Annotated in this window: 19 protein-coding genes and 1 pseudogene; 14 read left to right on the forward strand and 6 right to left on the reverse strand. The window is 33.6% G+C overall.

Annotated features, from left to right (window positions below):
• Positions 1–201: 201 nt before the first annotated feature.
• Entirely contained in the window at positions 202–2,616 is a 2,415-nt protein-coding gene (locus tag ACOZIR_RS23760) for a beta-glucosidase family protein (RefSeq protein ID WP_421535913.1), read from the forward strand.
• A gap of 199 nt (positions 2,617–2,815) precedes the next feature.
• Here ACOZIR_RS23760 and ACOZIR_RS23765 read toward each other — a convergent pair.
• Positions 2,816–2,917 (reverse strand): annotated as a pseudogene (locus tag ACOZIR_RS23765) (IS6 family transposase); the annotation flags it as partial.
• Positions 2,918–3,033: 116 nt separating this feature from the next.
• Positions 3,034–3,447 (reverse strand): Lrp/AsnC family transcriptional regulator, encoded by a 414-nt coding sequence (locus ACOZIR_RS23770; RefSeq protein WP_421535914.1) that lies wholly within the window; start codon positions 3,445–3,447, stop codon positions 3,034–3,036.
• A gap of 117 nt (positions 3,448–3,564) precedes the next feature.
• Here ACOZIR_RS23770 and ACOZIR_RS23775 point away from each other — a divergent pair, with 117 nt between their 5' ends.
• From ACOZIR_RS23775 to ACOZIR_RS23820, 10 genes are all read left to right on the forward strand, one after another.
• Positions 3,565–4,326 carry an MBL fold metallo-hydrolase gene (locus ACOZIR_RS23775; RefSeq protein WP_421535915.1) on the forward strand — a complete coding sequence of 254 codons (762 nt, stop codon included), beginning with the start codon at positions 3,565–3,567 and terminating at the stop codon, positions 4,324–4,326.
• Between the two features lie 224 nt (positions 4,327–4,550).
• Complete coding sequence (locus tag ACOZIR_RS23780) at positions 4,551–5,852, forward strand: MFS transporter (protein ID WP_421535916.1); 1,302 nt, start codon at positions 4,551–4,553, stop codon at positions 5,850–5,852.
• Positions 5,853–6,459: 607 nt separating this feature from the next.
• Positions 6,460–7,401 carry an AraC family transcriptional regulator gene (locus tag ACOZIR_RS23785; protein WP_421535917.1) on the forward strand — a complete coding sequence of 314 codons (942 nt, stop codon included), beginning with the start codon at positions 6,460–6,462 and terminating at the stop codon, positions 7,399–7,401.
• 396 nt (positions 7,402–7,797) lie between these two features.
• Positions 7,798–8,739 (forward strand): sugar phosphate isomerase/epimerase family protein, encoded by a 942-nt coding sequence (locus ACOZIR_RS23790; RefSeq protein ID WP_421535918.1) that lies wholly within the window; start codon positions 7,798–7,800, stop codon positions 8,737–8,739.
• 83 nt (positions 8,740–8,822) lie between these two features.
• Entirely contained in the window at positions 8,823–10,037 is a 1,215-nt protein-coding gene (locus ACOZIR_RS23795) for a Gfo/Idh/MocA family protein (RefSeq protein ID WP_421535919.1), read from the forward strand.
• Positions 10,038–10,268: 231 nt separating this feature from the next.
• Complete coding sequence (locus ACOZIR_RS23800; RefSeq protein WP_421535920.1) at positions 10,269–10,445, forward strand: aspartyl-phosphate phosphatase Spo0E family protein; 177 nt, start codon at positions 10,269–10,271, stop codon at positions 10,443–10,445.
• Positions 10,446–10,830: 385 nt separating this feature from the next.
• Positions 10,831–12,255: a sugar porter family MFS transporter gene (locus tag ACOZIR_RS23805; RefSeq protein ID WP_421535921.1), complete on the forward strand. Its 1,425-nt coding sequence runs from the start codon at positions 10,831–10,833 to the stop codon at positions 12,253–12,255.
• 120 nt (positions 12,256–12,375) lie between these two features.
• Positions 12,376–13,398 (forward strand): Gfo/Idh/MocA family protein, encoded by a 1,023-nt coding sequence (locus tag ACOZIR_RS23810; protein WP_421535922.1) that lies wholly within the window; start codon positions 12,376–12,378, stop codon positions 13,396–13,398.
• 91 nt (positions 13,399–13,489) lie between these two features.
• Positions 13,490–14,413, forward strand: a complete 924-nt coding sequence (locus tag ACOZIR_RS23815) for a sugar phosphate isomerase/epimerase family protein (RefSeq protein WP_421535923.1) — start codon at positions 13,490–13,492, stop codon at positions 14,411–14,413.
• A gap of 440 nt (positions 14,414–14,853) precedes the next feature.
• Complete coding sequence (locus ACOZIR_RS23820) at positions 14,854–15,612, forward strand: DeoR/GlpR family DNA-binding transcription regulator (protein WP_421535924.1); 759 nt, start codon at positions 14,854–14,856, stop codon at positions 15,610–15,612.
• A 733-nt stretch (positions 15,613–16,345) separates the two neighbouring features.
• Here the strand turns inward: ACOZIR_RS23820 and ACOZIR_RS23825 are convergent.
• Entirely contained in the window at positions 16,346–17,356 is a 1,011-nt protein-coding gene (locus ACOZIR_RS23825) for an Abi family protein (protein ID WP_421535925.1), read from the reverse strand.
• 377 nt (positions 17,357–17,733) lie between these two features.
• On the opposite strand from ACOZIR_RS23825, the gene ACOZIR_RS23830 reads away from it, so the two are divergent.
• The 3 genes from ACOZIR_RS23830 (at position 17,734) to ACOZIR_RS23840 (ending at position 20,474) form a co-directional block, all read left to right on the forward strand.
• Entirely contained in the window at positions 17,734–18,819 is a 1,086-nt protein-coding gene (locus tag ACOZIR_RS23830) for a YHYH domain-containing protein (protein ID WP_421535926.1), read from the forward strand.
• 404 nt (positions 18,820–19,223) lie between these two features.
• Positions 19,224–19,397: a hypothetical protein gene (locus ACOZIR_RS23835; protein WP_421535927.1), complete on the forward strand. Its 174-nt coding sequence runs from the start codon at positions 19,224–19,226 to the stop codon at positions 19,395–19,397.
• Between the two features lie 471 nt (positions 19,398–19,868).
• Positions 19,869–20,474: a hypothetical protein gene (locus tag ACOZIR_RS23840; RefSeq protein ID WP_421535928.1), complete on the forward strand. Its 606-nt coding sequence runs from the start codon at positions 19,869–19,871 to the stop codon at positions 20,472–20,474.
• Between the two features lie 162 nt (positions 20,475–20,636).
• Here the strand turns inward: ACOZIR_RS23840 and ACOZIR_RS23845 are convergent, their stop codons facing one another.
• The 3 genes from ACOZIR_RS23845 to ACOZIR_RS23855 form a co-directional block, all read right to left on the reverse strand.
• Positions 20,637–23,588, reverse strand: coding sequence for an SIR2 family protein (locus ACOZIR_RS23845; protein WP_421535929.1), 2,952 nt, complete (start codon positions 23,586–23,588; stop codon positions 20,637–20,639).
• Positions 23,589–23,989: 401 nt separating this feature from the next.
• A complete protein-coding gene (locus ACOZIR_RS23850) occupies positions 23,990–24,850 on the reverse strand; it encodes a hypothetical protein (RefSeq protein ID WP_421535930.1) in 861 nt (286 codons plus the stop codon).
• A 62-nt stretch (positions 24,851–24,912) separates the two neighbouring features.
• Positions 24,913–25,053, reverse strand: coding sequence for a hypothetical protein (locus ACOZIR_RS23855; protein WP_421535931.1), 141 nt, complete (start codon positions 25,051–25,053; stop codon positions 24,913–24,915).
• Between the last annotated feature and the right edge of the window lie 188 nt (positions 25,054–25,241).

Consider the following 25,241-nt stretch of genomic DNA (forward strand, 5'->3'; position numbering starts at 1 on the left):
TTCTTTAATATATACATATCTTTAATGATTCTACGCGTATTCAAATACTTTCAAAAATCAAGTAAAACGTCCAAATGACTTGATTTTATCTATGTATTTGCTAAATGAATCTTGCTACTATTCAACTAATAGAAGTGTTTATGAGAAGAGTAGTTGGTTATTTTTTGTAAACGCTTTAACGTTGGATAAAGGGGTAATGACATGTTAAAGGAAAACAAAAAGAAAAGAAGAAAAAAGTTGTTGGTTCTACCACTTGCATCAGGAATTGTTTTATCAGGAATTAATGCTGATTTTGTTCTCGCAGCTGATAATTCATCACAAAGAGTGACAGAGTCCTCAAAACAAAGTAATCATAAAAGTGGGCAGAAAACAGCGACTCCAAAGCTTGTAGATGCAGCGTCCATCAATGCTGTGATTGCAGCGATGACATTGAAGGAGAAGGCTTCCCTAATTGTGGGTGGAAATAAGGAGGAATTAACGTCAGGAAACGGGGAAATAATTGGAACACAAGCGACTAAGGTTCCAGGCGCCGCAGGGCAAACTCAAGCAATTCCACGTTTAGGAATTCCTTCTATTGTTTTTTCTGATGGGGCAGTGGGAGTAAAACTTGACTCAACCCGGCCGAATGATAATCATAAGTACTACGCTACGAAATTCCCTTCTCCTAGCGTTCTTGCCTCAACATGGGATACAGAGCTTGTTAAAGAGGTGGGAGAAGCAGAAGCTAGGGAACTAAAAGCGTATGGAATTGATTTATTTTTAGCGCCTGGCATGAATAATCAAAGCTATCTCTTAAATAGGAGAAATTATGAATATTTCTCAGAAGATCCTGTCGTTACTGGTAGAATGGCTACTGCATTTGTTAAAGGGGTTCAAGGTAATGGCGTCGGAGCAACTATTAAACATTTTGCAGCCTTTAATCAACGTACAAATCTTAATGTGAATTCGATTGTGAGCCAAAGAGCATTAAGAGAAATTTATTTAAAAGGTTTTGAAATGACAGTTAAAGAAGCTAAGCCATGGGCTGTCATGAATTCGTATAACAAAATAAACGGAACCTACGCAACTGAAAACAAAGAGCTTTTGAGAAATGTATTAAGAGAAGAGTTTGGATTTAAAGGATTCACAATGACAGATTGGGAAACCGGAGAGAGAAATCGAACCAAGCAAATGAACGCTGGCACGAATTTATTAATGCCTGGGACCGCAACTACTTCACAACAAATTATTGATGCTGTGCAAAGTGGTACACTAAATGAAAAAGTTCTTGATGGTAACGTAAAGGAGCTTCTTCAGATAATTGTAAAAACGCCAAGTTTTAAGGGTGAGCAACCTTCAAATAATCCTGATCTTAATAAAAATGCAAAAGTAGTACGAAAAGCAGCTGCGAACGCAATGGTATTACTAAAAAATAAATCAAATACATTACCAATCACCAAACACACCAGCGCATCTATATTTGGTACTCCGCAAATTGAGACATTAACCGGTGGCCGAGGAAGTTCTACAGTTTATACCGAACCAGGAAGAATTATAGGAATTCCAAATGGTTTGAGAAATGCAGGGTTCGAATTAAATGAAGGCTTAATTAATAAATACAGAGAATATGTTGCGAACTTAAGATCACAGGACCAGTATAAAGGTACACCTGGAGATTTCGGTACACTTGGACCAAAATTACCGGAAATGGATATTACCGAAGAGGCTATCGACGCAGCTAAGAACACGGATGTAGGCGTCATTGTTTTATCGCCAGCCTTTGGAATTCCTGCCCAAGATCGTGCAAAAGAGGATTTTTACTTATCTGAAACACAACAAGACATGATCAATAAAGTGTCTACTGCCTATCATGCCAAAGGCAAAAAGGTTATTGTGATTTTAAATACAGAAGGACCATTAGAAATCGAAAGCTGGAAGGATAAAGTAGATGGAATTCTTCTATCCTGGCAGCCAGGTCAAGAGATAGGGAATGCTGTTGCAGATGTGATAACTGGCAAAGTGAACCCATCTGGGAAGCTACCGCACACCTTTCCAAAGGACTATAAAGATTTAACTTACGCAGATAGGTTCCCTGGAACGGGCGAAAATTATGTATATAATGAAGACATTTATGTTGGCTATCGCTATAATACGACTTTCAAAGTGAAACCGTCCTATGAGTTTGGTTATGGTCTATCTTATACAGATTTTTACTATAGCAATATTAGAGTAACAAATAACAGACATTTTAAAGGTAAGCTTGTTGTTCATGCAACAATAAAAAATACAGGAAATGTAGCAGGTAAAGAAGTAGTGCAGGTGTATGTATCAGCTCCTGATGGAAAGCTTGAAAAACCTGAACTAGAGTTAAAGGCATTCACGAAAACCAAGGAATTAAACCCAGGCAAAAAAGAAAATGTGAAATTCGAACTTGATGCAAAAGACCTTGCATCATTTGATGAAAATTTATCCGCATGGGTTGTTGAAAAAGGCACTTACAAAGTAAAAGTAGGAGCTTCTTCCGCAAATATTAAAGGAACTGCTACATTCAAAGTTGATAAAGATATGATAGTAGAGAGGGTAAGCGATGTATTAGAGCCACAAATAAAATTTGATCGTTTATCTAAATTCAACTAAACATTCAAGGCTTTTCACCATACTAGCAAATGAAAAACTAGCTTCTATATCATATGAATTTTAGGATGACGCAGGTTAACGCTGAGAGAAGTATTAAAACTACGTCACTTTTACTGGTAGTTGAACCCTCAGAATTAAACTTTGAAGGCTTATTCTATACTGGACTCAATTGATATGATTGAGTAATGAACACAAACAAAATAGAATAGGCCATATTTTTATCAACACTTATAACACGAGTCTTATAAATATAACAAGCAGCCAAGGCTTCCTTGAAAAAGCGCCTAGCTGCTTGTTTGTCTATTTATTTAGTTAGTTAGATGAAAAACAAAGATATTTGAATTGTCTGCAAAATACAAATACCCTCATTGAATCGTTGGTTTTCTTAAGACGGTAGCAACCATCTTCTTTTGTTCATTAAAGCTTATTAATTACAATAGATAACTTATAATTTACATGCTTGTTCAGCTCTACTAAGAATTGATCCAATACTTCATTCGATGGAAATTTACATTCAAGTAAGTAGCAACCATCTCCACTAATTTTATAATTATTTAATAGATAGTTCTCTTGTGTTTCTATAAACGAGAGAAAAGGTTGATGTGATGTGCTTTTTGTATAGATATTAATCCAAGCATGCATAAAACATCCTAGTTCCTTTTGATTCACTTGAATCGTATATCCTTCAATCACTCCACTGTCTTCTAACTTTGCCACTCTAGATGCAGCTGCTTGACCAGTTAAATGGACTTTCTCTCCCAACTCTTTCATCGTGATTCGACTATTTTTCGATAGTTCATTTAAGATACTGATATCCGTATTATCTAACATATATTTAAATCCTTTCATTTCTCAAGTTTAACCGCCAAAAGACTTGATTTTATCTATGTATTTGTCAATGGTTCATATTATAAACTAGACGTACATTAAATAAAAGGAGAGATAAATATGCAAATTAAACAAATTCGAAATGCAACAATCATTGTTGAATATGCAGACAAAAAGTTTTTAATAGATCCTATGTTAGCTGAGAAAGGTACCTACCCAGCTTTCCCAAATACAATAAGACAAGATCAACGTAACCCTATAGTGAACTTACCAATATCAGTAGAACAAATTATTAATGTAGATGCTGTCATTCTTACTCATCTCCACTTAGACCACTTTGATGAGGCAGCCCAAAAAATATTGCCAAAAGATATTAAAATGTATGTACAAAACGAAGAAGAAGCTAAAGAAGTGAGAAACATTGGTTTTCAAGATGTAGAAGTATTACAAGAAGATACGGTTTTTAAAGGTATCCAATTAGCGAAAACCAAAGGGGAGCATGGAAGAGGAGAAGAACTATTAAAGCTTATGGGGGAAGTATGTGGCGTTGTCTTTAAACATTCAAGTGAAAAAACTTTGTATGTAGCTGGTGATACCGTCTGGTATGAAGGTGTACAGGAAGAATTAGATACCCATACCCCAGATATTATTGTAGTTAATGGCGGAGATAACCAAGTACCAGAATTTGGTTCCCTTATTATGGGGAAAGAGGACATTTATGAAGTGTATAAAGCTGCCCCTGATGCAAAAATTATCGTAGTTCACATGGAAGCTGTGAATCATTGGGGGTTATCAAGAGAAGAGTTAAAAGATTCCATGAAGGAAAAAGAGATGGATTCTCGTGTACTTGTTCCGGATGATGGTGAATCCTACACATTTTAAGTTAAAAGACAGCCGAATAGAAGAGTGTAATTAGTAAGAAGAGAAATGACAAGAGGCTTATGATTATGTCGTAAATAATCATAAGCTTCTTCTATTGATAAATATCATTAACTGCAAATATATCGAAAAACCTAAATATACAGAATAACGTAAATTGAATATTTCAAGGCTGACAAAATCACACATGAAAAGCTACAAATATATTTTATTAGGAGGTTGAGTTCATGACAATGACAGCAAAAGATACAAATACATCAACAGAGCATCCTATATGGTTGCAAGAATATATTGATTCACCAGAAAGACAAACACATCTTTATAAAAAAACATTAAGAATTTTGATTTTGTCACAAATGTTTGGGGGAGCAGGACTTGGAGCCGGCATAACGGTAGGAGCGCTTCTTGCACAAGACATGCTAGGAACTGAAAATGCAGCAGGGATTCCAACTGCCCTGTTTACTTTAGGTTCAGCAGGAGCAGCCCTACTTATAGGCCGGTCTTCACAGCGTTTTGGCCGTAGAGCAGGACTTGCAGGTGGTTTCCTTGCAGGTGGCTTAGGTGCTATCGGTGTTATTATTGCAGCTTTAACCAACAGCATCGCACTTTTATTCCTTTCCCTTCTTATTTATGGCGCTGGGACAGCTTCTAATCTACAAGCGCGATATGCAGGGACAGACCTTGCAACAGATAAACAACGAGCAACTGCTGCAAGCATGGCTATGGTTTCCACTACATTAGGAGCTGTAGTTGCCCCTAACTTGGTCAATAAAATGGGAAAATTTGCGGATTCAATTGGTGTTCCAACTTTGGCTGGACCCTTTATCTTGTCAGCAGTTGCTTTTATTATTTCGGGATTATTTATCTTAATTTTTCTTCGTCCAGACCCTTTGATTGTGTCTACAGCTATTGCGAATGCTAAGAAAAAAGATGATACTGCACAGACAGGGGCAAATTTAAAGAATGCTACCATAAACAAAAAGGGTGTTGTGGTAGGAGCTGTAATTATGATTTTGACTCAATTTGTCATGGCAGCCATTATGACCATGACGCCTATTCATATGGGACATCATGGTCATGGTTTGGGGGAAGTAGGATTAGTTATAGGTTTCCATATAGCAGCTATGTACCTTCCTTCACCATTGACAGGTATACTGGTAGATAAGCTTGGCCGTACTACTATGGCTGTTGCTTCTGGTGCTACGCTTCTAGCTTCTGGATTGGTGGCAGCCTTTGCACCGGTAGGTTCAATGCCACTACTTATCCTGGCGTTAGTACTACTAGGTTTGGGATGGAACTTTGGTTTAATAAGTGGAACGGCTCTCATTATAGATTCAACACATCCATCTGTGCGTGCAAAAACACAGGGATCAGTCGATGTCTTATTTGCACTGTCAGGAGCAGCTGGTGGGGGGTTATCAGGAATGGTAGTCGCCCATTCTAGTTATGCAGTATTATCACTTTCTGGAGCCATTCTGTCACTAGTGCTTATTCCTGTAGTTATTTGGTCTCGTAAGACTCAAAGCTAAAAGCTAATATAAGATTTTATATGCAAGAAAACAGTTATAGTTTTTCGGTTATCTCTTAATTTAGAGGGAAAAGTAGTAACTGGGACTGTCATTCTTCAAACAGGCAAATCATTAAAAGATTTGTCTGTTTGTATTTCATAAGGAAAAATTTGAATAGTATCTAATACTTTGAACGTTGTACTCGAGATAGAAAAAACTGATTAGACACAGTGTTTTTTCTGTTTTTAACTGTATATTGTATACAACTTTAGTTAACATAATGTCTCTTTCCAGAACACAGCCCAAAAAAGAACCCTTATGGAAGTAGGGTTCTCAATGAGGCCTTGTTTCTGCTTCATGCAGCTTTTATTCATATGCTATAACCTATATAAAATTGAAAAATTCAAAGAGCAAGGTGAAAGAATTCTTATTGGTGCTTCTTTTATATGTCGAAATCAAAATGAGAAGGAAGTCTTAAAAGGGGCTTTCTCTGGAATTATAAAAAAAGTTTCTGATTAGCTTTTTTATGTAATTCTTTTTCAATGTATTATCTCATCGTTCCTTCCTTTCATTTAGAGTCTTGATAGACAAATTTTTTCATTTAAATTATAGTTTGTATTAATAATTAATGAATAAATTTTCTGGTTTTATAAAAAGGAGGAGCGTTTTGTTGGATAAGTTTGTCTCGGGGAAAATCACTTTAAATGAATATATTCAACGCACGGAAGGCAATGGAGTATCTTTTTATATTCACTATTGGGGAGTTATGCCACAACATTACAATAATTTCCCTCATAAACATTCCTTCTTTGAGGTGTGTTACGTACTTGAAGGACAAGGAACTTATATAGACAAGGGAAGTACATATCACATAAAAGAAAATACAATGTTCCTTTCAAGCCCCGATGTTTTGCATCAAATAAAAAGCGACACCGGGCTTTTTCTCTTATATGTGGGGTTTGAACTAATTGAATCAGATTCAAGTGAAAAGTGGGTAACACTAATTGAAGAGGCAAAACAATTCTCAGAAGTAGTGATAGATGTAAAAGAAGATGAAGCTGCACCGTTAATGTGGAAATCTCTTTTGATTCAAGCAACGAAAATTGAAAGCGTTCTTTTTGAGGAGATATTATCAAATTTAGCTCATTCCCTTATTCTTTCTTTAATACAAAACTTTGTTGTGACCTCGAATTGCCATAGTCAGAAGACTGTTCAGAAAAAGTCTTCTTTAGTCCTTACCCTTGCGAAATTATATATTAAAGATAATCTATCGAATTCTATTAAACTTACGGATACAGCCACCCATTTACATCTATCTAGTCGACATCTGTCTCGTCTATTTAAAGATGAATTAGGGGTCAGCTACTCAGAATATGTACAAAATGTACGGATTCAGAGAGCTGCTACATTGCTCAAAACCACCGATTTATCTATTAGGGATATTGCTCAAGAAACAGGATTTCCAGACGTTCATTACTTTACACGTGTTTTTACCGCATCGATGCATATCTCTCCAGGACGTTTTCGTGCTCTATATACAAAGTTAAAAACAGTTATATATAAAGATTAGCCAACTCTTCTCTACTTAATGTCATTTATGAAAAAGTAGAGAAGGGTTATTTTTATTGAATAAAATTAGTAATGTTTTGATAAAGTTGTCCTTAAAAGACAAAAAGTAGTCTTCTTAAAACAAAGACGATTAAGATTTTATATCTTATACTAATCAATATAGAAATTAAAGTTTATTGAATAATTAATTAAATAAAAGCGTTTTCAAATGCTTATTTTTCAACATATTAAGATTATCTTATAAAAGGGATAAGTTTAAAAACAAAATGTTAACCTCAAACGATATTGCTAAGTTATAAACAAGGACTGTAAAGTAATGAAAATCGTTGTGTGTATGTGTCCTATAATTATAATCTTAATAAGTGATTGTAGACAGATTTTTTAGGAGGAAACAACCATGAAATTATCTTACGTAACAGACAGTTTAGGACATTTACCTTTTGAAGAAATGTTAGACGTAATAGCAGAGATGGGAATTGATACGATTGAAATGACCACAGGAGGGTGGTCACCAGCTCCTCACTTGAGACTAGATGAACTTTTAGAAAGCGATTACAAAAGAGCTGAATTCTTAAATCAATTGGAAAAACGTAATATTAAACTTTGTGCATTAAATTGTTCTGGGAATCCATTGGATCCAGGTGAGTTGGGAAAAGAGCATCAAGAAGTGACAAATAAAACGTTTGAATTAGCTAAATTATTAGGTGTAAAGAAAGTAATCATGATGAGTGGATTACCAGCTGGAAGTCCTGGAGATAAAATTCCAAACTGGATTACTTATACGGTAAGCTGGCCTCCGGTTTTAAAAGATATTTTAGACTATCAATGGAATGAAGTAGCTATACCCTACTGGAAAGAACTAGTTAAGAAAGCTGAATCCTGTGGTATTGAAAAAATTGCTCTTGAAAACTTCAGTTCACAATTAGTTTATAATCCTGAAACATTATTTAAATTGCGTAATGCGGTAGGGCCTATCGTAGGACTAAATTTAGATCCAAGCCACTTGATTTGGATGGGTGCAGATCCGATTTTATCAGCTAGAAAATTAGGGGCAGCTATCCACCATGTTCATGGAAAAGACGTGCGCCTTGAGCGACATCTGTCAGGAGTTAACGGGGTAATGGAAACAAAAGAAGTGACGGATGTAGCGAATAGAGCCTGGAATTACGTAGCAGTAGGGTGTGGTCAAGATTTACAGTGGTGGAAAGAGTTTTTCTCTGTTGTTAAGATGATGGGCTATGATGAAGAGGTTTCTTTAGAAATGGAAGATTTAACAATGTCAGTGGAAGCTGGGGTTCGAACTTCCATTGATGCATTAAAACAAACGCTTAGCTTTTAATTTAAATAATGAATTACTTCAGATATCTTAGAACTTGATTTTACGGAATATTAAAAAAATAAGCAAAAGAGAGGAAGTCTACTATGTTAAATGGAGAGAAAAAAATTGCAAGACCGTTAAGATGGGGTATGGTTGGCGGAGGAAGATTAGGGCAAGTTGGTTATAAGCATCGAATTGGTGCCCTTAGAGATAATACAGCTTTCCAATTGGTAGCTGGAGCATTCGACATTGATCCTGCTAGAGGAAAAGACTTTGGTGTCAATATTGGGCTCTCTGAGGACCGTTGTTATCCAAATTATGAAACGATGTTTGCAGAAGAAGCGAAGCGAAAAGACGGACTTGAGGTTGTATCAATTGCTACGCCTAATGGTACTCATTATGAAATTTGTAAGGCGGCGTTACATGCAGGTCTACATGTAATTTGCGAAAAGCCTTTGTTCTTTACAAGTGATGAGGTACTAGAGATTAAAGCACTAGCTGAAGATAAAGGGAAAATCGTTGGGGTAACATATGGTTTCTCTGGTAATCAGTTACTGCTTCAAATGAGAGCAATGATTGAAAAAGGCGAAATCGGTGATGTACGAGTAGTTGAATTACAGTACACGCATGGATTTAATGCCACTGATGATGGAGACAAAGTAAATGCTGCACAAAAGTGGCGCGTAGATCCTAAAGTTGCTGGACCAAGCTATGTCTTAGGTGATCTATCTACGCACACGTATTATATGTCACAGTTAATCATGCCACAAATGAAAATCAAACAATTGTTATGTGATCGTCAGAGCTTTATCGGCAGTCGTGCTCCCCTAGAGGACAATGCTTATGTGTTAATGCATTACGAAAATGGGGCAGTAGGTAGACTATGGACATCCTCTATTGACGCGGGTTGTATGGACGGTCATCGAATTCGCATCGTAGGTTCAAAAGCAAGCTTAGAATGGTGGGACAGCAAGCCAAATGAATTACGATATGAAGTGCAAGGGCAACCAATCCAAACGTTGATTCGATCAATGCCTTACTTAGATGAAAGCTGTAATGCGGATGAGCGTTTAGGTGCTTTACACCAGGAAGGACTTTCGGAGTCATGGTCAAATATTTATCTGAAGTTTGCGATTGCGATTGATGCAAAAATGCGTGGTGATCAAGAAACGTTAGATACACTTGTTTATCCAGATATTAATGCTGGACTAGAAGGCGTTCGTTGGATTGAAAATTGTGTGCGTTCAGCAAATCAAGGATCTGTATGGGTAGATTTTGAGAGTAACAAAGAAGCTGCATTGGTAGGAGAAACTTTTTAAAGTTAGGTAGAATTGATAACGATAAAAGTACTGAAATATCAAATAAAAGCCGTGGGGTTGGTTGTAAAAGCTAATGTCACGGCTTTTAAATAAAAGGATATGTTAAAGAATCATGTGGATTTTGATTATTAAATTATTGAAAAAATAAAGGTCACCACTTTCATTAATTTTAATGCTTTAGAGGGAATAGTGAATTGGAAAATTTAAAATAGGAGAAAGGAAAGAGTCCTGATGATTTTAAGGGAGGCACTAAATTTAAGTAAAAGTATAGCAAACTATCGCATGGACATGTACGAGTTAACAAAGGATAAGAGTTTCTCTGACCCAGATATAATAAAAATCAGTCAACAGTTGGAATATAAAATTCAGAATATTAAAAATATAACAAAGGATATTCGTTCTTTCTAAATGTGTCTACTCAATTATAAGGGAGAAAAACATGATTAAACTTTGCGACCGTTAATTAGGATAAACCTTTCTAAAGACAAACAGAAATAAATTTATATACTATCTTCTATATTGAAATTTAATCCAAAATGTTACTACTTTTACTAGGATAGTGGAAAGCATACCTAAAGGGCAAGGGATGTAAGCGCTTTTAAAGAGGGCGATAACTCGACGCAGAGGTTTTTATTTACGATAAGCCTTAATTAATGATTTTTATGCAGATGCGAGGACTTAGGTTACCTATCTTTATTAAAAGGGGGGGTTCCTTTGTAGTAACACTTGGTAAAAATCGTGATGGATAAATCTTATGTTAAAACAAATACGATCAATAAAGGGGGAATTTAACTTGGAAAATCTCAAGTTGCCTAATGATTACTCAGCTCAAACGGAACAGGTCAAGGAAAAGGACTCAAAAAAGTTTTTAAAATTGGTCACCATTGTATCAACGTTTGGGGGACTATTATTCGGATATGATACAGGGGTTATTAATGGGGCGCTTCCATTTATGGCTCGTCCTGACCAATTAAACTTAAACCCTTTCACGGAGGGTTTAGTAGCAAGTTCTCTCGTATTAGGTGCTGCGTTTGGTTCCATATTTGGAGGACGCTTATCTGATAATAAAGGACGTAGAAAGGTTATTTTGTATCTTGCGATATTATTTTTCTTTTCTGCAGCTGGTTGTGTCATAGCACCAAATACAACTATAATGGTTGCTTTTCGTTTTCTATTGGGGCTTGCTGTGGGTGGAGCTTCTGTAGTCATTCCCTCATATCTTGCTGAAATAGCACCTGCAGACAGGCGCGGTGTATTGGTTACGCAAAATGAATTAATGATTGTTACTGGTCAGTTTCTTGCCTATATATTTAATGCAGTTATTGGAAATGTCTTTGGGGATGCCGGACACGCTTGGCGTTATATGTTGGTAATTGCGACATTGCCAGCCTTGGCGCTTTGGATTGGAGTACTTATTTTACCTGAAAGTCCTCGATGGTTAGCGTCTAAAGGAAAAATGGCTGATGCATTCAAAATACTTCAAAAAATTCGTAGTGAAAGTATCGCTCAACAAGAATTGAAGGATATAAAAGCGAATATTTCAGAAGAGCAAAAAATAGAAAAAATGAGTTTTAAAGATTTAGGTACACCTTGGATTCGTCGTATTGTGGTACTTGGTATTTCTATTGGGTCTATATCCCAATTAGTAGGTATCAATTCTATTATGTACTATGGAACAAAAATTCTTGAGAATTCTGGTTTCGGTACAAAAACAGCATTAATTGCAAATGTAGCAAATGGATTAATTGCTGTTGTAGCAGTTATTGTTGGGATGTCGCTACTCAATAAAGTGAATAGAAGGCCCATGTTACTTACAGGTTTAACAGGGGTAACGATTGCACTTATTACGATTGGTATCTCTGCTCTCATGCTTACTGGATCTCCAATGTTGCCATATGTAGTATTGTCTATGACAGTTGTATACTTAGCCTTTTTCCAAGGAGCTATTGGCCCGATGTCATGGCTCATACTAGCTGAAATATTCCCTGTTCGTTTACGTGGTATTGGTATGGGGTTAGCTGTATTATGTTTATGGCTTTGCAATTTTTTAGTAGGATTATTCTTTCCTATTCTTATGGATACAGTTGGACTTTCAGGAACATTTTTTCTATTCGCTGTATTTGGTATTGTGGGAATAATATATGTAGCGAAATTCTTGCCAGAGACGAGAGGGCTCTCATTAGAACAAATAGAGGCTAACTTTAAAAAAGAAAGCTGATGAAAGAGATCAAATAACGTTACATATATACCAATTAATCTTGAGAAAACTTCACCTTACCGTGGAGTTTTGCTTTTTTTATAATTAGGTAAAAAATAATAGCTAAGGGGGTTGGAATAATTGAAAACTTACGTACGTTGGGGAGTCTTAAGTACTGCACAAGTTGCGCAAGATGAATTACTGCCTGCTTATATGAGAGCGATAAATGCAGAAGTTACTGCCATTGCTAGTTCGAATATAAAGGTTAAGGAAATTGCTTCAAAATTTGGGATTGCGAAAATTTATGAGTCCTATGACAAATTATTGGAAGATCCAGACATTGATGCTGTGTATATTCCGTTGCCAAACGCACTTCATTCACATTGGGTAAAGAAGGCTGCAAAAAAAGGGAAGCATGTATTATGCGAGAAGCCAGTAGCATTAACCTTTAAAGAAACTAAAGAAATGATTGAGATATGTAGGGGAAATGGCGTGATGCTTATGGAAGGGTTTATGTATCAGTTTCACCCTCAACATCAAAGAGTAAAAGAGATTATAGCTTCTGGTGAAATTGGAGACGTAAAAACAATGAAGGCAACTCTTTCATCCTACCTTAAAAATCAGAACGGAAACATTCGTATGAATGGCGAATTAGGGGGAGGTAGCTTATATGATATGGGTTGCTACTGTATCCATGCCATTCGAAATATTTTAAATTCGGAGCCTAAAAGAGTTTTTACCTCTATGCAAAAAGACCATGACAGACAAGTAGATATTGCTGTAACAGGGTTGATGGAGCTTAATAATGGAATGACAGCGATATTTGATGCTGCTATGGATCGAACACGTACAGATTATTATGAAATTATTGGAACAGAGGGAAGCATTCAACTACCAAGGGCCTTCGCACCTCAAGTATTTAATGGTAAAGCTCCTATCCTAATATATACAAAGGACGGAAATTATAGAGAAGAAGAAGTTCTTGGAGATCAGTATAAACTTCAAGTTGAATATTTCTCTAACTGTATATTAGGGGGAGAAACACAATCCTATTTTCTGGAAAATACAATTAATAATATGAAAGTTATTGATGCATGCTTTAAATCTGTTGAAAAGGAAGCTTTTATAAACGTTTCGTCAGAGGACCTGAAGGTTTCTAATTAAACAAGGATTGAAAGAAAAGCAAATACTTTAGAGTGTAATTTTTTTATTTCATTTAGGAATATCTATTTTAGGGGAAATAGGAGTGTTATAGATGAGTATTAAAATTTCAGGAGCGCCTTGTTGTTGGGGCGTTGATGATCCCAACAATCCTTATCTACCACCTTGGCAAAGAGTTTTGAATGAAGCTTCACAAGCCGGTTATAAAGGGATTGAGTTAGGGCCTTATGGATATATCCCTATGAACATTGAAAGAGTACAAGTAGAGCTTTCTAAAAATGATTTAACGATAATAGCAGGAACGATTTTTGATGATCTAGTATCAAAATCACACTTAGAAAATTTACTGCATCAGGTAGATGATATTTGTTCATTAATAACAAATCTGCCTTCAACTTCTCAAGAAAAAGGACAAAAATCCACAACTCCCTATTTAGTCATTATTGATTGGGGACATGATGAGAGAGATTATGATGCGGGGCATCCAGAAAAAGCAGTAAGATTGTCTGAAAGAGACTGGGATAATATGATGGCTCATATTCGTGCACTAGCAGTAAGGGCATGGGATAAATATGGAGTTCGCTCTGTTATTCATCCGCATGCAGGAGGATACATTGAATTTGAAGATGAAATTGAAAAACTTTTAGAAGATATACCTTATGAAATAGCTGGCCTTTGCTTAGATACAGGGCATTTATACTATTCAAAAATGGATCCAATAAAATGGCTTCAAAAATGTGCTGATCGACTAGATTACATTCACTTTAAAGATATTAATCTCGATATATATAAACAAGTAATGGAAGAACGGATTCGCTTTTTCGATGCGTGCGCTAAAGGAGTTATGTGCCCAATTGGACAAGGTATCATTGACTATCATTCGATTCATAAATTATTAAAAGAAATTGATTACCATGGGTACATCACAATTGAGCAAGAGCGAGATCCTAGAAACTCTGACACAAGTTTACGTGATGTTAAACAAAGCGTCGACTATTTAAAAAGTGTTGGTTATTAACCGAAAACGAATTTAAAGAAAAAGTGATATGAAAAAATAATGTACGGAGAGAAAATGGTGCTGTTTGGGTGGAGTATCAATAACTTTTAAAAGTAATTTGATTAATTCTAAATATAACTGATTTATAGAGAGATTAATTAAAATTTAAATAGGTTCACGTCCGATGACAGTGCATCCATCTAACACAAAATTATATAATCTTAAATTTCTTACGGAAGTGAAACAAACAACATCCAACTGTGCTTTATTTCATTTAAGGGTTAAATTACTTTTTAATCTATTATTCTCGGGGAAAATTGAGTATTATCTTCACAACTCATTTTCCTGAATCGACAAAAATACAGTGTTAATTAATAAAAAATTAGAGAACTTCAGCAAATTTAACTAGAGATTCACTCCAGAGAAGGTTAGAGATTTACAAGTTAAGGATGGGAATGGGAATGTTAAAAACAAAACGAATTCAACAAATTCAGGAATATGTTTTAAAACACCAATCTGTCTCGTTAGATGATCTAGGTACTGTTTTTGGTGTCTCTAAGACCACGATTAGACGTGATATTCGAAAGCTAATAAGTGAAGGGATGATTCAAAAAGTATATGGTGGAGTAGCTATAAGCCATGCAAAACTTGAATCATTTAACGAGAGAAAGGCAAGGAATCCGATTCAAAAACGTTTAATTGCTAAAACTGCAGCTGATTATGTAGAAAATGGAGATGTGATATTTATAGATTCAGGTACAACCACATTAGAAATAATTACATTTCTAAAAACCAAACAAGTAACTATCATTACTAATAATCTGGATATTATAATTCAAGCCTTACGTTTCGAAAATTTAACTGTGATTTCAACTGGTGGTTTACTCGAACGTGATAATAAATCATTTTCTAGTTATAGTCATGCAGATTCTTTTAAGAAATATAATTTTGATAAGGTATTTATGGCTTCAACAGGTGTTTCAATATCAAATGGGGTTACAAATTCATCGCCCATTGAAAGTGGAATTAAAGAAACAATAGTAAAAGGAAATGCAGACGTTTTTTTATTGGTAGATCATACTAAACTTGACAAGTATGCTATGGTAACTTACTGCGGACTGAAAGAGATTGACTACCTAATAACGGATAATTTCCTAGATGAAAGTTATCAAGATTTTGCTAGAGAAAATAGTATTCAACTCGTCGTTATTAACGAGTAAACAGTTATTATCTCACCTGTGCTCTACTCTAAGCTAATAATTTAATTGAAAAGTGATTAATCTTTTTTAATTAAAGCCAAAACCTAATGTTATGAAGGATGGAAAGAACTATTCTGCACTAAAGTTTAGACAAGCATTTTTATTTCCACAAAATTAAACTTAAAAGCCCTCTTTATTTAAAAGAAGGCTTTTCTTTATTTACTCTTCATTTAAATAATCACTATTTTCGGAAGAGAAATATGTATAAAAGGCTCAATTCCTTTAACACTTTGTAATAGATTTTAACATCGCGTCCGCAAAAGTATACGTTTACGGACTTTTCTTTTGGATAGAAAATCTATCATTTTCATCGTTCGTTTAAGTTTGAAAAACATTTACGGACGTTTTATGTAATTCTTGTACTTTTACGAACGTTTTCAATAGAATAAGAGAAAGATAAAATAAAATTAGTATAAAGATATTAAATAGAAGATTTGGATGCATGTGAGTGGGCAACCAAGATTATAATGAGGGTCACTAACCCCAATTAATATTAGAAGTTGATATCTCTCTGCAAATTTTTATTGATAAATAAAGTGGATAAAATGTTAAAGGTTCCTGCTTTAGAAGAATTTTATGAAAAAAGATAGTAAAAAGAGGAAATGGACGCATCCAATTCCTCTAAGTTTAGTCCGAAGACATTAACTGCTATTCAATATATATAGTATATAATTCCTAGTTACATTATGCAACCTTATTTATTAATAAATATTTTTAGTTGATTCAATTTCCCTCGTGTATCTGGCTTGAGAATTTTGGTGTATATGCTTTGAGATATATTGCTTCTAAAATCCTCTCTAATATTTTCAAATTTTCTTACAGTTTCAGATATTTCTTTTCCAGGAACACTCATGTTTTTCTGTAAATAAATCATCAAAATTAAATAGTCCACTACTGTTTTGAAGTCAATATTTTTGACACCCGTTTCATTTTCTAGTAAATCTGACAATGATTTATGAATGTGACGTCTTTTAAAGCGTGCATCGAAAATGGCTTCATTATGAGCAAGAGCATTCCGTAGATCTGTAAGAGCAAAGATGATTGTTTCAGTCATTCTTCCATCCCTATCAAATCCTGTATGGATTTTTAATAAGTTTGAAATATCCTTTTTCATATTGATATGGGAACAGCCAACAAATGTACCGAACTCTCCAAAGGAAACTACTTCGAAAATGGCCCAAATTGGTACATATTCATCCTTATGATAAAAATGCTCAACAACTGGTTTTCCAGTGAGAAAATCCCTTGAAAGAGCTCCATAAAATTTATTTCTTAGCCCAAGTCTTTTATTAAGAGCCTTTTTATAATTATCACTACGGATTGGAAAAGTTTTATAATAGGTCAGCCATTTATCGTATATTTCATCAAAAGAATCGGTACCAGCATTTTCAACGATGACTTCCAGCATATAGTTCTTAAGCGCAGTTTCGATAAACATCATTTGCGGATATAATAATGATTTTAATTGCATATCAAAAGTGTTTATAGCAATAACTTCATCAAAAGAAGTAAAAGTAATTCGATTGGAAGGTATGTTTTTCTTAACGAATCGATATGCTTTATATCCGTGATAGTAGCCTATGTTTCGCAGCTTTGTTTTTTGGTCACTTTGTGTCTTAATCTTATGGTGATTGTTTAAGTGTTTCATTAAACCATCGATTGTATTTACTTTTTCATTCGCAGTAGTTTGCACATTATTACTCATGCCTTTCTCCATTTCCTATTATATTAACCTGTTAAAAGGTAAAAAAATTATATCATATTTTTCCAATGAATAATCCTTATTACCTATTAGTTTTTTCTCTCAGATGCAAAACTTCAAATCTACATTGTTTCTTCTTTTGATTCCCTTTATCCTTTACCTCAAATATCCCCATTTAGAAGTGATACATTTCGTTACTATTATCCTTCATTTCATTACCCAACAATATCCATATTAAGACTTTTAACACCTTTATAAGTAAAAAAATAGAAAATTAATGTATTAATAAGACTATTCATATTATAAGATTAGTAAGATATAAATCACTGATTTGATGAACCATCTTTTCAGCCATAAAAAGAAACCTGGGGGAATAACCGTTGAGAAAATGTTTTGTGATAGTATTAACTTTAATTTTTTTCATAGAAAGTTCTTATGTTGTAAGCGCTCATCCAGGAAGAACCGATGGTAATGGAGGGCATTATTGTCGAACAAATTGTGAAAAGTGGGGATATGAATATGGAGAATACCATTACCATAATGGATCCAGCTCCTACTCTAACATTACTAGTGATGACGTAGGGACAGAAATACAAATAGAGGCAGAAACATCACAAGAAGATTTAGAACAAATTTATGATCAGCTCTCTAAAGAAGGATATGAAGTTGGATATCAAGATGGATATAACCAACGTTCGTATGAAGAATTTCATGAAGAAAAGTATAATGATTTATCTAATGCTGAATATAGCTGGTATAAGAAGGGATACGATGAAGGCTTTAGCACAGGAAAAGAAAGAAAAAATGATGAAGTCAGCAAGCAACAACAAGAAGAGTTTAATGAGGGTAAAGAAGCTGGTACTAGTAAAGCTCATAATGACTTTAAAAACGGGAACATACAAACAAGTGTTTCCTCTAATAAAGATAAATCAAATTCTTGGAATGAAGGATTCTCAAAGGCATATGAAAAAACATTAGTAAGCCTTAAGCTTACAGATGAAGCTTATAAAGAAGGATATAATCAGGGAGAAAGCCAACAAGCAATGGAAATTGACAACAGCTATCTAAATAATAGTGATGCGAGTAAAGCTTTTGAAAGTGGTTTTCAGGAAGCAAAGAAGAAGGAATATAAGCAAAAGGGCTTTCAACAGGCTCTCTCTCTAGAAGGGGACAATCTACCTGCGCATATAAGCCAGATATATATTAGCCCTTTTAAAAAAGGATATAAAGAAGGAATAAAAGAAATAACTTCTTTAAAAAAGGCTGCTTATGCTGCTGGGAAATCTGGTGATAAGTTTATTGTTCCAGAGGAATATAAAACTAAGAACCTAGAAGAAGTGACCCAAGCTACATATAAAAAAGGACAAGATGAAAGGAAAAAGAGTTATCAAACGGGTATTCTTATTGGAATATTTATTTTATTTATTGTAGCAGGTTTTCTTTTTTACAGAAAATCCAAGAAGTAACTATTGAGCTCGTAAAAGATAATGTAAAGCATAAATAAACCTATTTTAAATTTACTTGTGCTTTTGGATTTTTAGTTAATTAATAATATATGTTAGTCATTTGTATAAAAATAAAAAGATAGGTAAAACAATAACAGGGGATGAGCAATCTTGTTTAAAGTAATAGAGCAACTAGTAGTTATTTAAACTTTTTATAGAATAGGTGAGGAGTATCTTCTCAGAGCTAGCGTAGCAAAGTACAAAAGATGTAAATCACCTATATACTAAGATAAACTGTAAGAAGTATATCGAAATAAATAAGGTATTATTTATAAAGATTGCTATAACAAATTAAATATCATTTATCATAAAACAAAATAAGAAGAAGGTAAAAGTGCTATATTGAGAGAATGGGGGGAGAAAAAATGGGTCAAGCAAAAAAAGAATTAGAAGAAAAAGAGCATAGGCGCCGAAAACAACTAGAATACTTAACAAAATACAAAGGATACACGATTTGTGTAGAGTGCAATGAACCATTCCTAGCAACACACGATTCAATTATTTGTGATGGTTGTTGGAGAGAAAAGACAATGGATTAACCTTATAACCAGTCACTTTTTATTGCTCAGAAAAGCCGTTTCCTTTGATATGGAATGCTCTTATAATGCTTTGGTTTTAATTTTTATTAATTAGGCAAAGTATATACACCATTTGGAGAGATAATACGAAATTCTTTAATTTATCAGTGTCAGTGCTCATTCCATTTCATGACTTAGTACTTTGATTACCCTAAAATTACTTTTTGTCTCCAGTAGGTGAAGAGTCGAGTAAAGAAAGCAAGCCTTAAGAAGGCTCTTTTTATTAAATTTTCATCTACTGTAGACAAGATTTTAATTTGACGTCAGTAAATATAAATAGTGAAACCTTTTATACATATCAGTAAGTTTTATCATTTACTTTTGAAAATATGTAGAAATAACTAATGAATGAGATTGGAATTTTATTCGGCTTTTAAAATACTTTATTTTAACTTCTGTTGATTAAGCATCTATCTAGTAGGAGGAGCAATAATGGAGGAAGAACTAAAAAGAGAATATAGGCACATTAAATGGTTTGTTTTTCAGCGCCTCTTAAAACAAAAACTCATAGAACTTTTGCTCATAATATTTGTTATTATGTTTTTAGATACGTCCTTTAATATTGGTATTATGACTTTTGTAAAGCATTATAAAAGTTATTGGGAATGGGCGATACTTTTAATCTTTATTGGTTTAGTAATAGAATATGCTAATAAAGTTAAATGGCATCAGCGAGGGGCATATATAGATAATATTAAACTTTATCATGAGAATCCAAAAGCAACCTTAGAAGTGCTATTAGAAAGGCGTCAAACTACACTAGATATTATAAAAAATAATACGGATATCTTAAAAGCATTTTCTCCTGTTCCTGTAGTTATATTTGTATCTGGCCTCTTCTTCCAAGATAAACTAAAAGATAACTTGTATGTTTCGATAGGGTTTGTAATTTTTGTGTGTTTTTATATTGTTAAAGTATATAGGCTTAGTAAGAAATTTGAGGAGTGTAGAAGAAGCATAGAGGAATATAAACTTGCTATTCATCATATTGAAAATCCAGATCGTTATGCCCAAAAACCTCGGAACTTTCTATCTTAAAATTAGCACACCCTAAGAATAATACAGTTAAAGGTCAATTATAAAAAAAATCCATTTCCGTTAAGTAAATATAGTACCTATCGATGTTTACTTAGATGTATGGATATCATAAGTGAAATTAAAATACGTCTTAAAGTTTTTATTCTTTAAGACGTATTTTAGTTACAAGAAATACTTCATAAATATGTGGAGATATTTTTTATCATTAGTATTTTTAATTCGTTCCTTAAGAATTTCAATTATACGAGGCTGCATATACTGATTCTGAGCTATCCTTTGTAAAAGCCCTTCATTATATCTTTTTAGCCAAACAGGCTTAAATTTTTTATAATCAAAAGACTCAGGACTTACAAAAAAGTCGTATTCATCAATAAATCCTACGTAGTCTCGCATCCTAGTATCGGTTAACTTGCCAAGAAAGAAACACCTTCCCAAGATTACTTGATAATCATTCTCATAATTCGAATTGATCGCTTTGATTTGTTTCTCATGAATTGCTGCCATTCGTCTATCCATGTAATCATTAATTAAGCCTTGATAATCGGATAAGTTTTCTACTGCATTCACTTCTATTGCATTAATAAGGTCACTGATATCTTCTATTTTTTTTATACTTAGAAGGTGAGTTTTAGCTTCCGAGGATAAAATTTTTGACAGACTATATATATAATTAACTTGATTATCTGTACCCCCAGTAAGGTCCAATGCATAATTTGATAAAGAATTTGAGACAAAATTATTTTCGAAATGAAGAATTAGATTAGCAAAATTCTTCGAATACAAATTGTTGGATGATTCTTCAGAAAAATTATTATCTAAGTGTTTATTAGCTTGAGTACTTAAGAATTCCTCAATAACTAGAATTGCTGCCTTTGGAAGTCCACTACTCCACGTCAGCCGATCAATCCATAAATAACGATCTCCTATGTTTGCATCTAACTTAGGGAAGTAACATAGTATTGTTCTAATTATTTTTATAAAACTTTCTTCAGAAAGTTTTATGTACTTTGCAAAATAGAATGCTTTTTTTGCTTCAGGAATGAATTGATGGTAGAACACAACATTCATACCATTGTTAGAAAAATGTTTGATTAGCTCATCTGCAATGCGTATTAAATATTTTTCAATATTTCCTAGATCACGAAATTCGAAACGACTTATATCACAGCTTCGTTCTATATACTTTATATCGTCAATACTAAATGATTTTGCTACGTTAATAAAATCATAGTAATCAAAATAAATGCTTGATTGTTCTAACCCCATAAAAACTCCAAGTTCATCAATATCTCTAGTCTGGTCATAATCCGCCTTTTCAAAAAGCAGCATTAGAGAATTTTTGATATATTGGTTAAACTCATAGAAAGTAGCTGACCATAAGGAGTTATCGTATAGAAAACTAAGGTTCTCATTAAGACGTAGTAGTACATCATACTCAGCCGTCAGCCCAAACGAATAAGATCCTTTACTCATTTGAGAGCGAACTTTGTTAGTCAGTTCAAATAACTTAACTGTGTCGTCGTACAAAAACTTATTATCACTTAGGAACTCAAGAATTCGATATTTTGCTTGGAATTCATAAGGCATACCGCCAAAGACATCATTTATATTAAAGTTTTTCATTTCTCTTTCAATACGCTCTAAAAACTCTTCAGAAAATGGTCTGTATATTTTTCCATATACTAAAATCCCCTGACCCTCAAGTTGTCGTGCCTTTTGGGTAATTGACTGATAAAGCCTGTACCTATTAATTTGTGAAAGATAATGTATCCACCAATTAGATTCGGTTATGGAATTAAGAAGAAGATTTGAATAAATATTGTATGCCTCTTCCCATCTTCCAAGGTAAGCTAGATAAAACGCCTTTTGATAGCTCTCCTCAAGATTGTTAGAAGACGTTTGAACTATCTTTTCCATTTCATCATAGTTACTGTGATAAGCTAGATTTGTAATTTTGAAGGAATTGTGAATAACTTCAGTACCTTCATCATCTAGCATACCTACGATACCATTATGTTCAAAGAAAGAAGAAATTTTTTTGAACTTTTGCTTTAAATCCTTATTTAGATAGTCTATGTCCTTCTTTTTAAGGTTAAAGAATCTTTCCATATAATCAAAGCCCTTATTTTGGTTACGTGCAATCTTACCATTTACCTCAAAATGATAATCATATTCAAATACATACTTGAGATCGAGCTTGCGAACACGTTGAAGAGAAAATAAGGGATTAATTTTTTGGTATATATATTCAATGACATCCTCATCTGTAGATAAAAGAGCGTTATCCTTTGATTCGATTAAGGTATTCATAAACGTCTCATACCGTTTCATGTATTCATATTCACTACTCTTCACTAGTTTAGCAGTATCTATTATTCGAAGCCCTCTATTTTCATAATAAACAGCAGTTTTTTCTTCAATAGGTTTATGATCTCCTCGAATAAAGAACGGCTTGTTATATCCATCTTTCTGCAATTGTTTAACCCAGTTCAAAAGTGAGTTGATATTATAATCACCTAGGCTATAACCAATAAAAACAATAGTATGAGTAGCCATTAATGTCTTCATTAGATTACTTATTAGTGGAAAATTTTGTTCGTAGTTCATATAATCACTTTCCTTAAGTACTACATGTTTTCCTTTATATCCTTTACTAAAGTCACCATGTACCTTAAGCAAATATCTAGAAGAGGTCGCTTTTGCCACGTCTTCATCTGAACTAATTACATTTAAATACTGCCCGCGTTGCCAACAAGCCTTTTCAATTAGGTCATCATAGTTAGTAGTAATAATATGAATTGGATTCATTGCTAAAATTTTTTCATGTATTGAGTTTGTATCTCTCTTCACTGAAAATACTTCTTTAAGAATACTATCGTACGCCTCTTCTCCTTCTACATCATAAAAAATTTGTGGAATTCGTAAATATTCGTCTGATGAATAAGCGTTTTTCTTCTGTTGCCCATAAAGATTAACATAGTATTTATTGACTAATTCACTCCATTGAGGATAATTAGAAAGCCTTGAAATTCCTGCTCCAATAAAAAATACTAAATTTTCGTTTTTTGCAGCCTTAGTTATATCTTGAATATACTGATAGATCTTTTTATCCATGATTCAACATCGTCCCCTGCCTATTAGATAGAATTAGAGCAATAATCTATATATTACCCACTTCCAAATATAAGATAAATAAATCAAAAAGTAACTATTTCAGGAAAAAGTTTGTAGGATAAGTATGTCTATTTTAAAATTGTATAACTTTAATATTTTACTATCGTTCTTATTTTGTAGAGGTTTTATTGTGTTCAAAAAATAAAAAGCAACCAATATAACTACCGGTTGCTTTTTAGTAAAAATTTTCATTAGAAATTGTAAGTTACTTCAGTTGAACTTATATTCCACTAAGCCTTCATTTAAAATTAATTATGGTTGATAAACCTCCAAAAACCCCTTGTATAAAATTTAAGCAGAGGGACATTAAACTTATATTGTATTTATATTTGACTGTTTACTTAATAAGTTTCTAAATCCTTAACTTTTAAACCGCCTTTAAAATTCCTCGATTCGAGAACTAGAGGCTCATTCTTGGTGGATTTTGATTCAATAATTTCGTAATGAGGAGTTATAATTTTCTTATTTGTATCTACTGGAGCTACCAGTAATTTATCTTTAGTATGGTCTATGACAACTAAATCTTTAGGTTCATTTTTTATAATTAGGTAATATTCTTGATGAGCCGCATATGATTCTCCATATAATTCAAAAAAATAGAATGTTCCCCCTAGAAAAAATACTAATGCAAAAGCCTTAAAGTTTTTATGATTTTTGATTAGAGTAACAAAAGAAATAATGCGTTGATTAATACTGTTTACAAAATTTCTGTACCATAACATTTTGCTGAATGAATAATCAAGAATAATAAGAAAGGTAATTCCACCATAAATACTTTGATAGGTAAGATCATTAATATCTTTATCAAATAAAGTATCCAAAACAAAAAGAATCCACATAGCTAATAAATATCCTGGAAACGCACGACTATATATCCATTTGTCTTCTTTTAAGGGAATTAGTAAAATGCTAAGGGATATATATAAAAGACAACCAGTAAATATTATGATAAACATAACATAGAAAGTATTTGCAATATAATAGCTTCCAATAGTATCTTTCCTTAGCTCATTCACTCCATAATAGCCCAAATAATGGATTTTGAAAACGAACCCCAATAGGTAAGTAAATCCAGTTAAGATTACGACAATGACTGATGCATCTGTTAAGAAAGTGGGAAAAGTAACTTTTTTCCTTTGAGCTTGATTACTTAAAGCTCTTCTTTTAATCCTTCTCTTAGTTCTTTTGGAATCTTTTTTCACATTTCCTCCTCCTAAAATGATTAAGCTAAATTGGAATTTATACCCTACACAAAGGCTTTAACCTATTTTTGGTGTTCATAAACAACAAGAACTTTGTCCATTTTCACGGTTTTGGCCACAATATAACTGTGATAGCCATCTTTTAAGAACTTAGAGCTTTTATCAATTGTTAAAGGCTTGTCGAGGTGTCCTATACGCTTCACAATTCAATGACTTCTTCTATTTTCACAGGGGTTGGACGTGTCTTTAAGAATGCTCCAGGAACGATAATCTCATCAAAACTCACGACACCTTGTGACCCTTTTAGCTGAGTTGGTAGCTGTTTTTATTGTGGTGCAGATTTTTTCTCACGAACAGGTGTTTTTTTAACTTTTGGCTGTATCGTTTTAGG

The organism is Priestia sp. D3YE.R1 (assembly GCF_049199565.1).
In the GTDB taxonomy this organism is placed as follows: domain Bacteria; phylum Bacillota; class Bacilli; order Bacillales; family Bacillaceae_H; genus Priestia; species Priestia aryabhattai.

Bases quoted from the DNA above. Each gene is read 5' to 3' on its own strand.
- ACOZIR_RS23760 (WP_421535913.1), top strand. From the start codon at position 202: ATGTTAAAGGAAAACAAAAAGAAAAGAAGAAAAAAGTTGTTGGTTCTA.
- ACOZIR_RS23770 (WP_421535914.1), bottom strand. From the start codon at position 3,447: ATGTTAGATAATACGGATATCAGTATCTTAAATGAACTATCGAAAAAT.
- ACOZIR_RS23775 (WP_421535915.1), top strand. From the start codon at position 3,565: ATGCAAATTAAACAAATTCGAAATGCAACAATCATTGTTGAATATGCA.
- ACOZIR_RS23780 (WP_421535916.1), top strand. From the start codon at position 4,551: ATGACAATGACAGCAAAAGATACAAATACATCAACAGAGCATCCTATA.
- ACOZIR_RS23785 (WP_421535917.1), top strand. From the start codon at position 6,460: ATGAATAAATTTTCTGGTTTTATAAAAAGGAGGAGCGTTTTGTTGGAT.
- ACOZIR_RS23790 (WP_421535918.1), top strand. From the start codon at position 7,798: ATGAAATTATCTTACGTAACAGACAGTTTAGGACATTTACCTTTTGAA.
- ACOZIR_RS23795 (WP_421535919.1), top strand. From the start codon at position 8,823: ATGTTAAATGGAGAGAAAAAAATTGCAAGACCGTTAAGATGGGGTATG.
- ACOZIR_RS23800 (WP_421535920.1), top strand. From the start codon at position 10,269: ATGATTTTAAGGGAGGCACTAAATTTAAGTAAAAGTATAGCAAACTAT.
- ACOZIR_RS23815 (WP_421535923.1), top strand. From the start codon at position 13,490: ATGAGTATTAAAATTTCAGGAGCGCCTTGTTGTTGGGGCGTTGATGAT.
- ACOZIR_RS23820 (WP_421535924.1), top strand. From the start codon at position 14,854: ATGTTAAAAACAAAACGAATTCAACAAATTCAGGAATATGTTTTAAAA.
- ACOZIR_RS23825 (WP_421535925.1), bottom strand. From the start codon at position 17,356: ATGAGTAATAATGTGCAAACTACTGCGAATGAAAAAGTAAATACAATC.
- ACOZIR_RS23835 (WP_421535927.1), top strand. From the start codon at position 19,224: ATGGGTCAAGCAAAAAAAGAATTAGAAGAAAAAGAGCATAGGCGCCGA.
- ACOZIR_RS23840 (WP_421535928.1), top strand. From the start codon at position 19,869: ATGGAGGAAGAACTAAAAAGAGAATATAGGCACATTAAATGGTTTGTT.
- ACOZIR_RS23845 (WP_421535929.1), bottom strand. From the start codon at position 23,588: ATGGATAAAAAGATCTATCAGTATATTCAAGATATAACTAAGGCTGCA.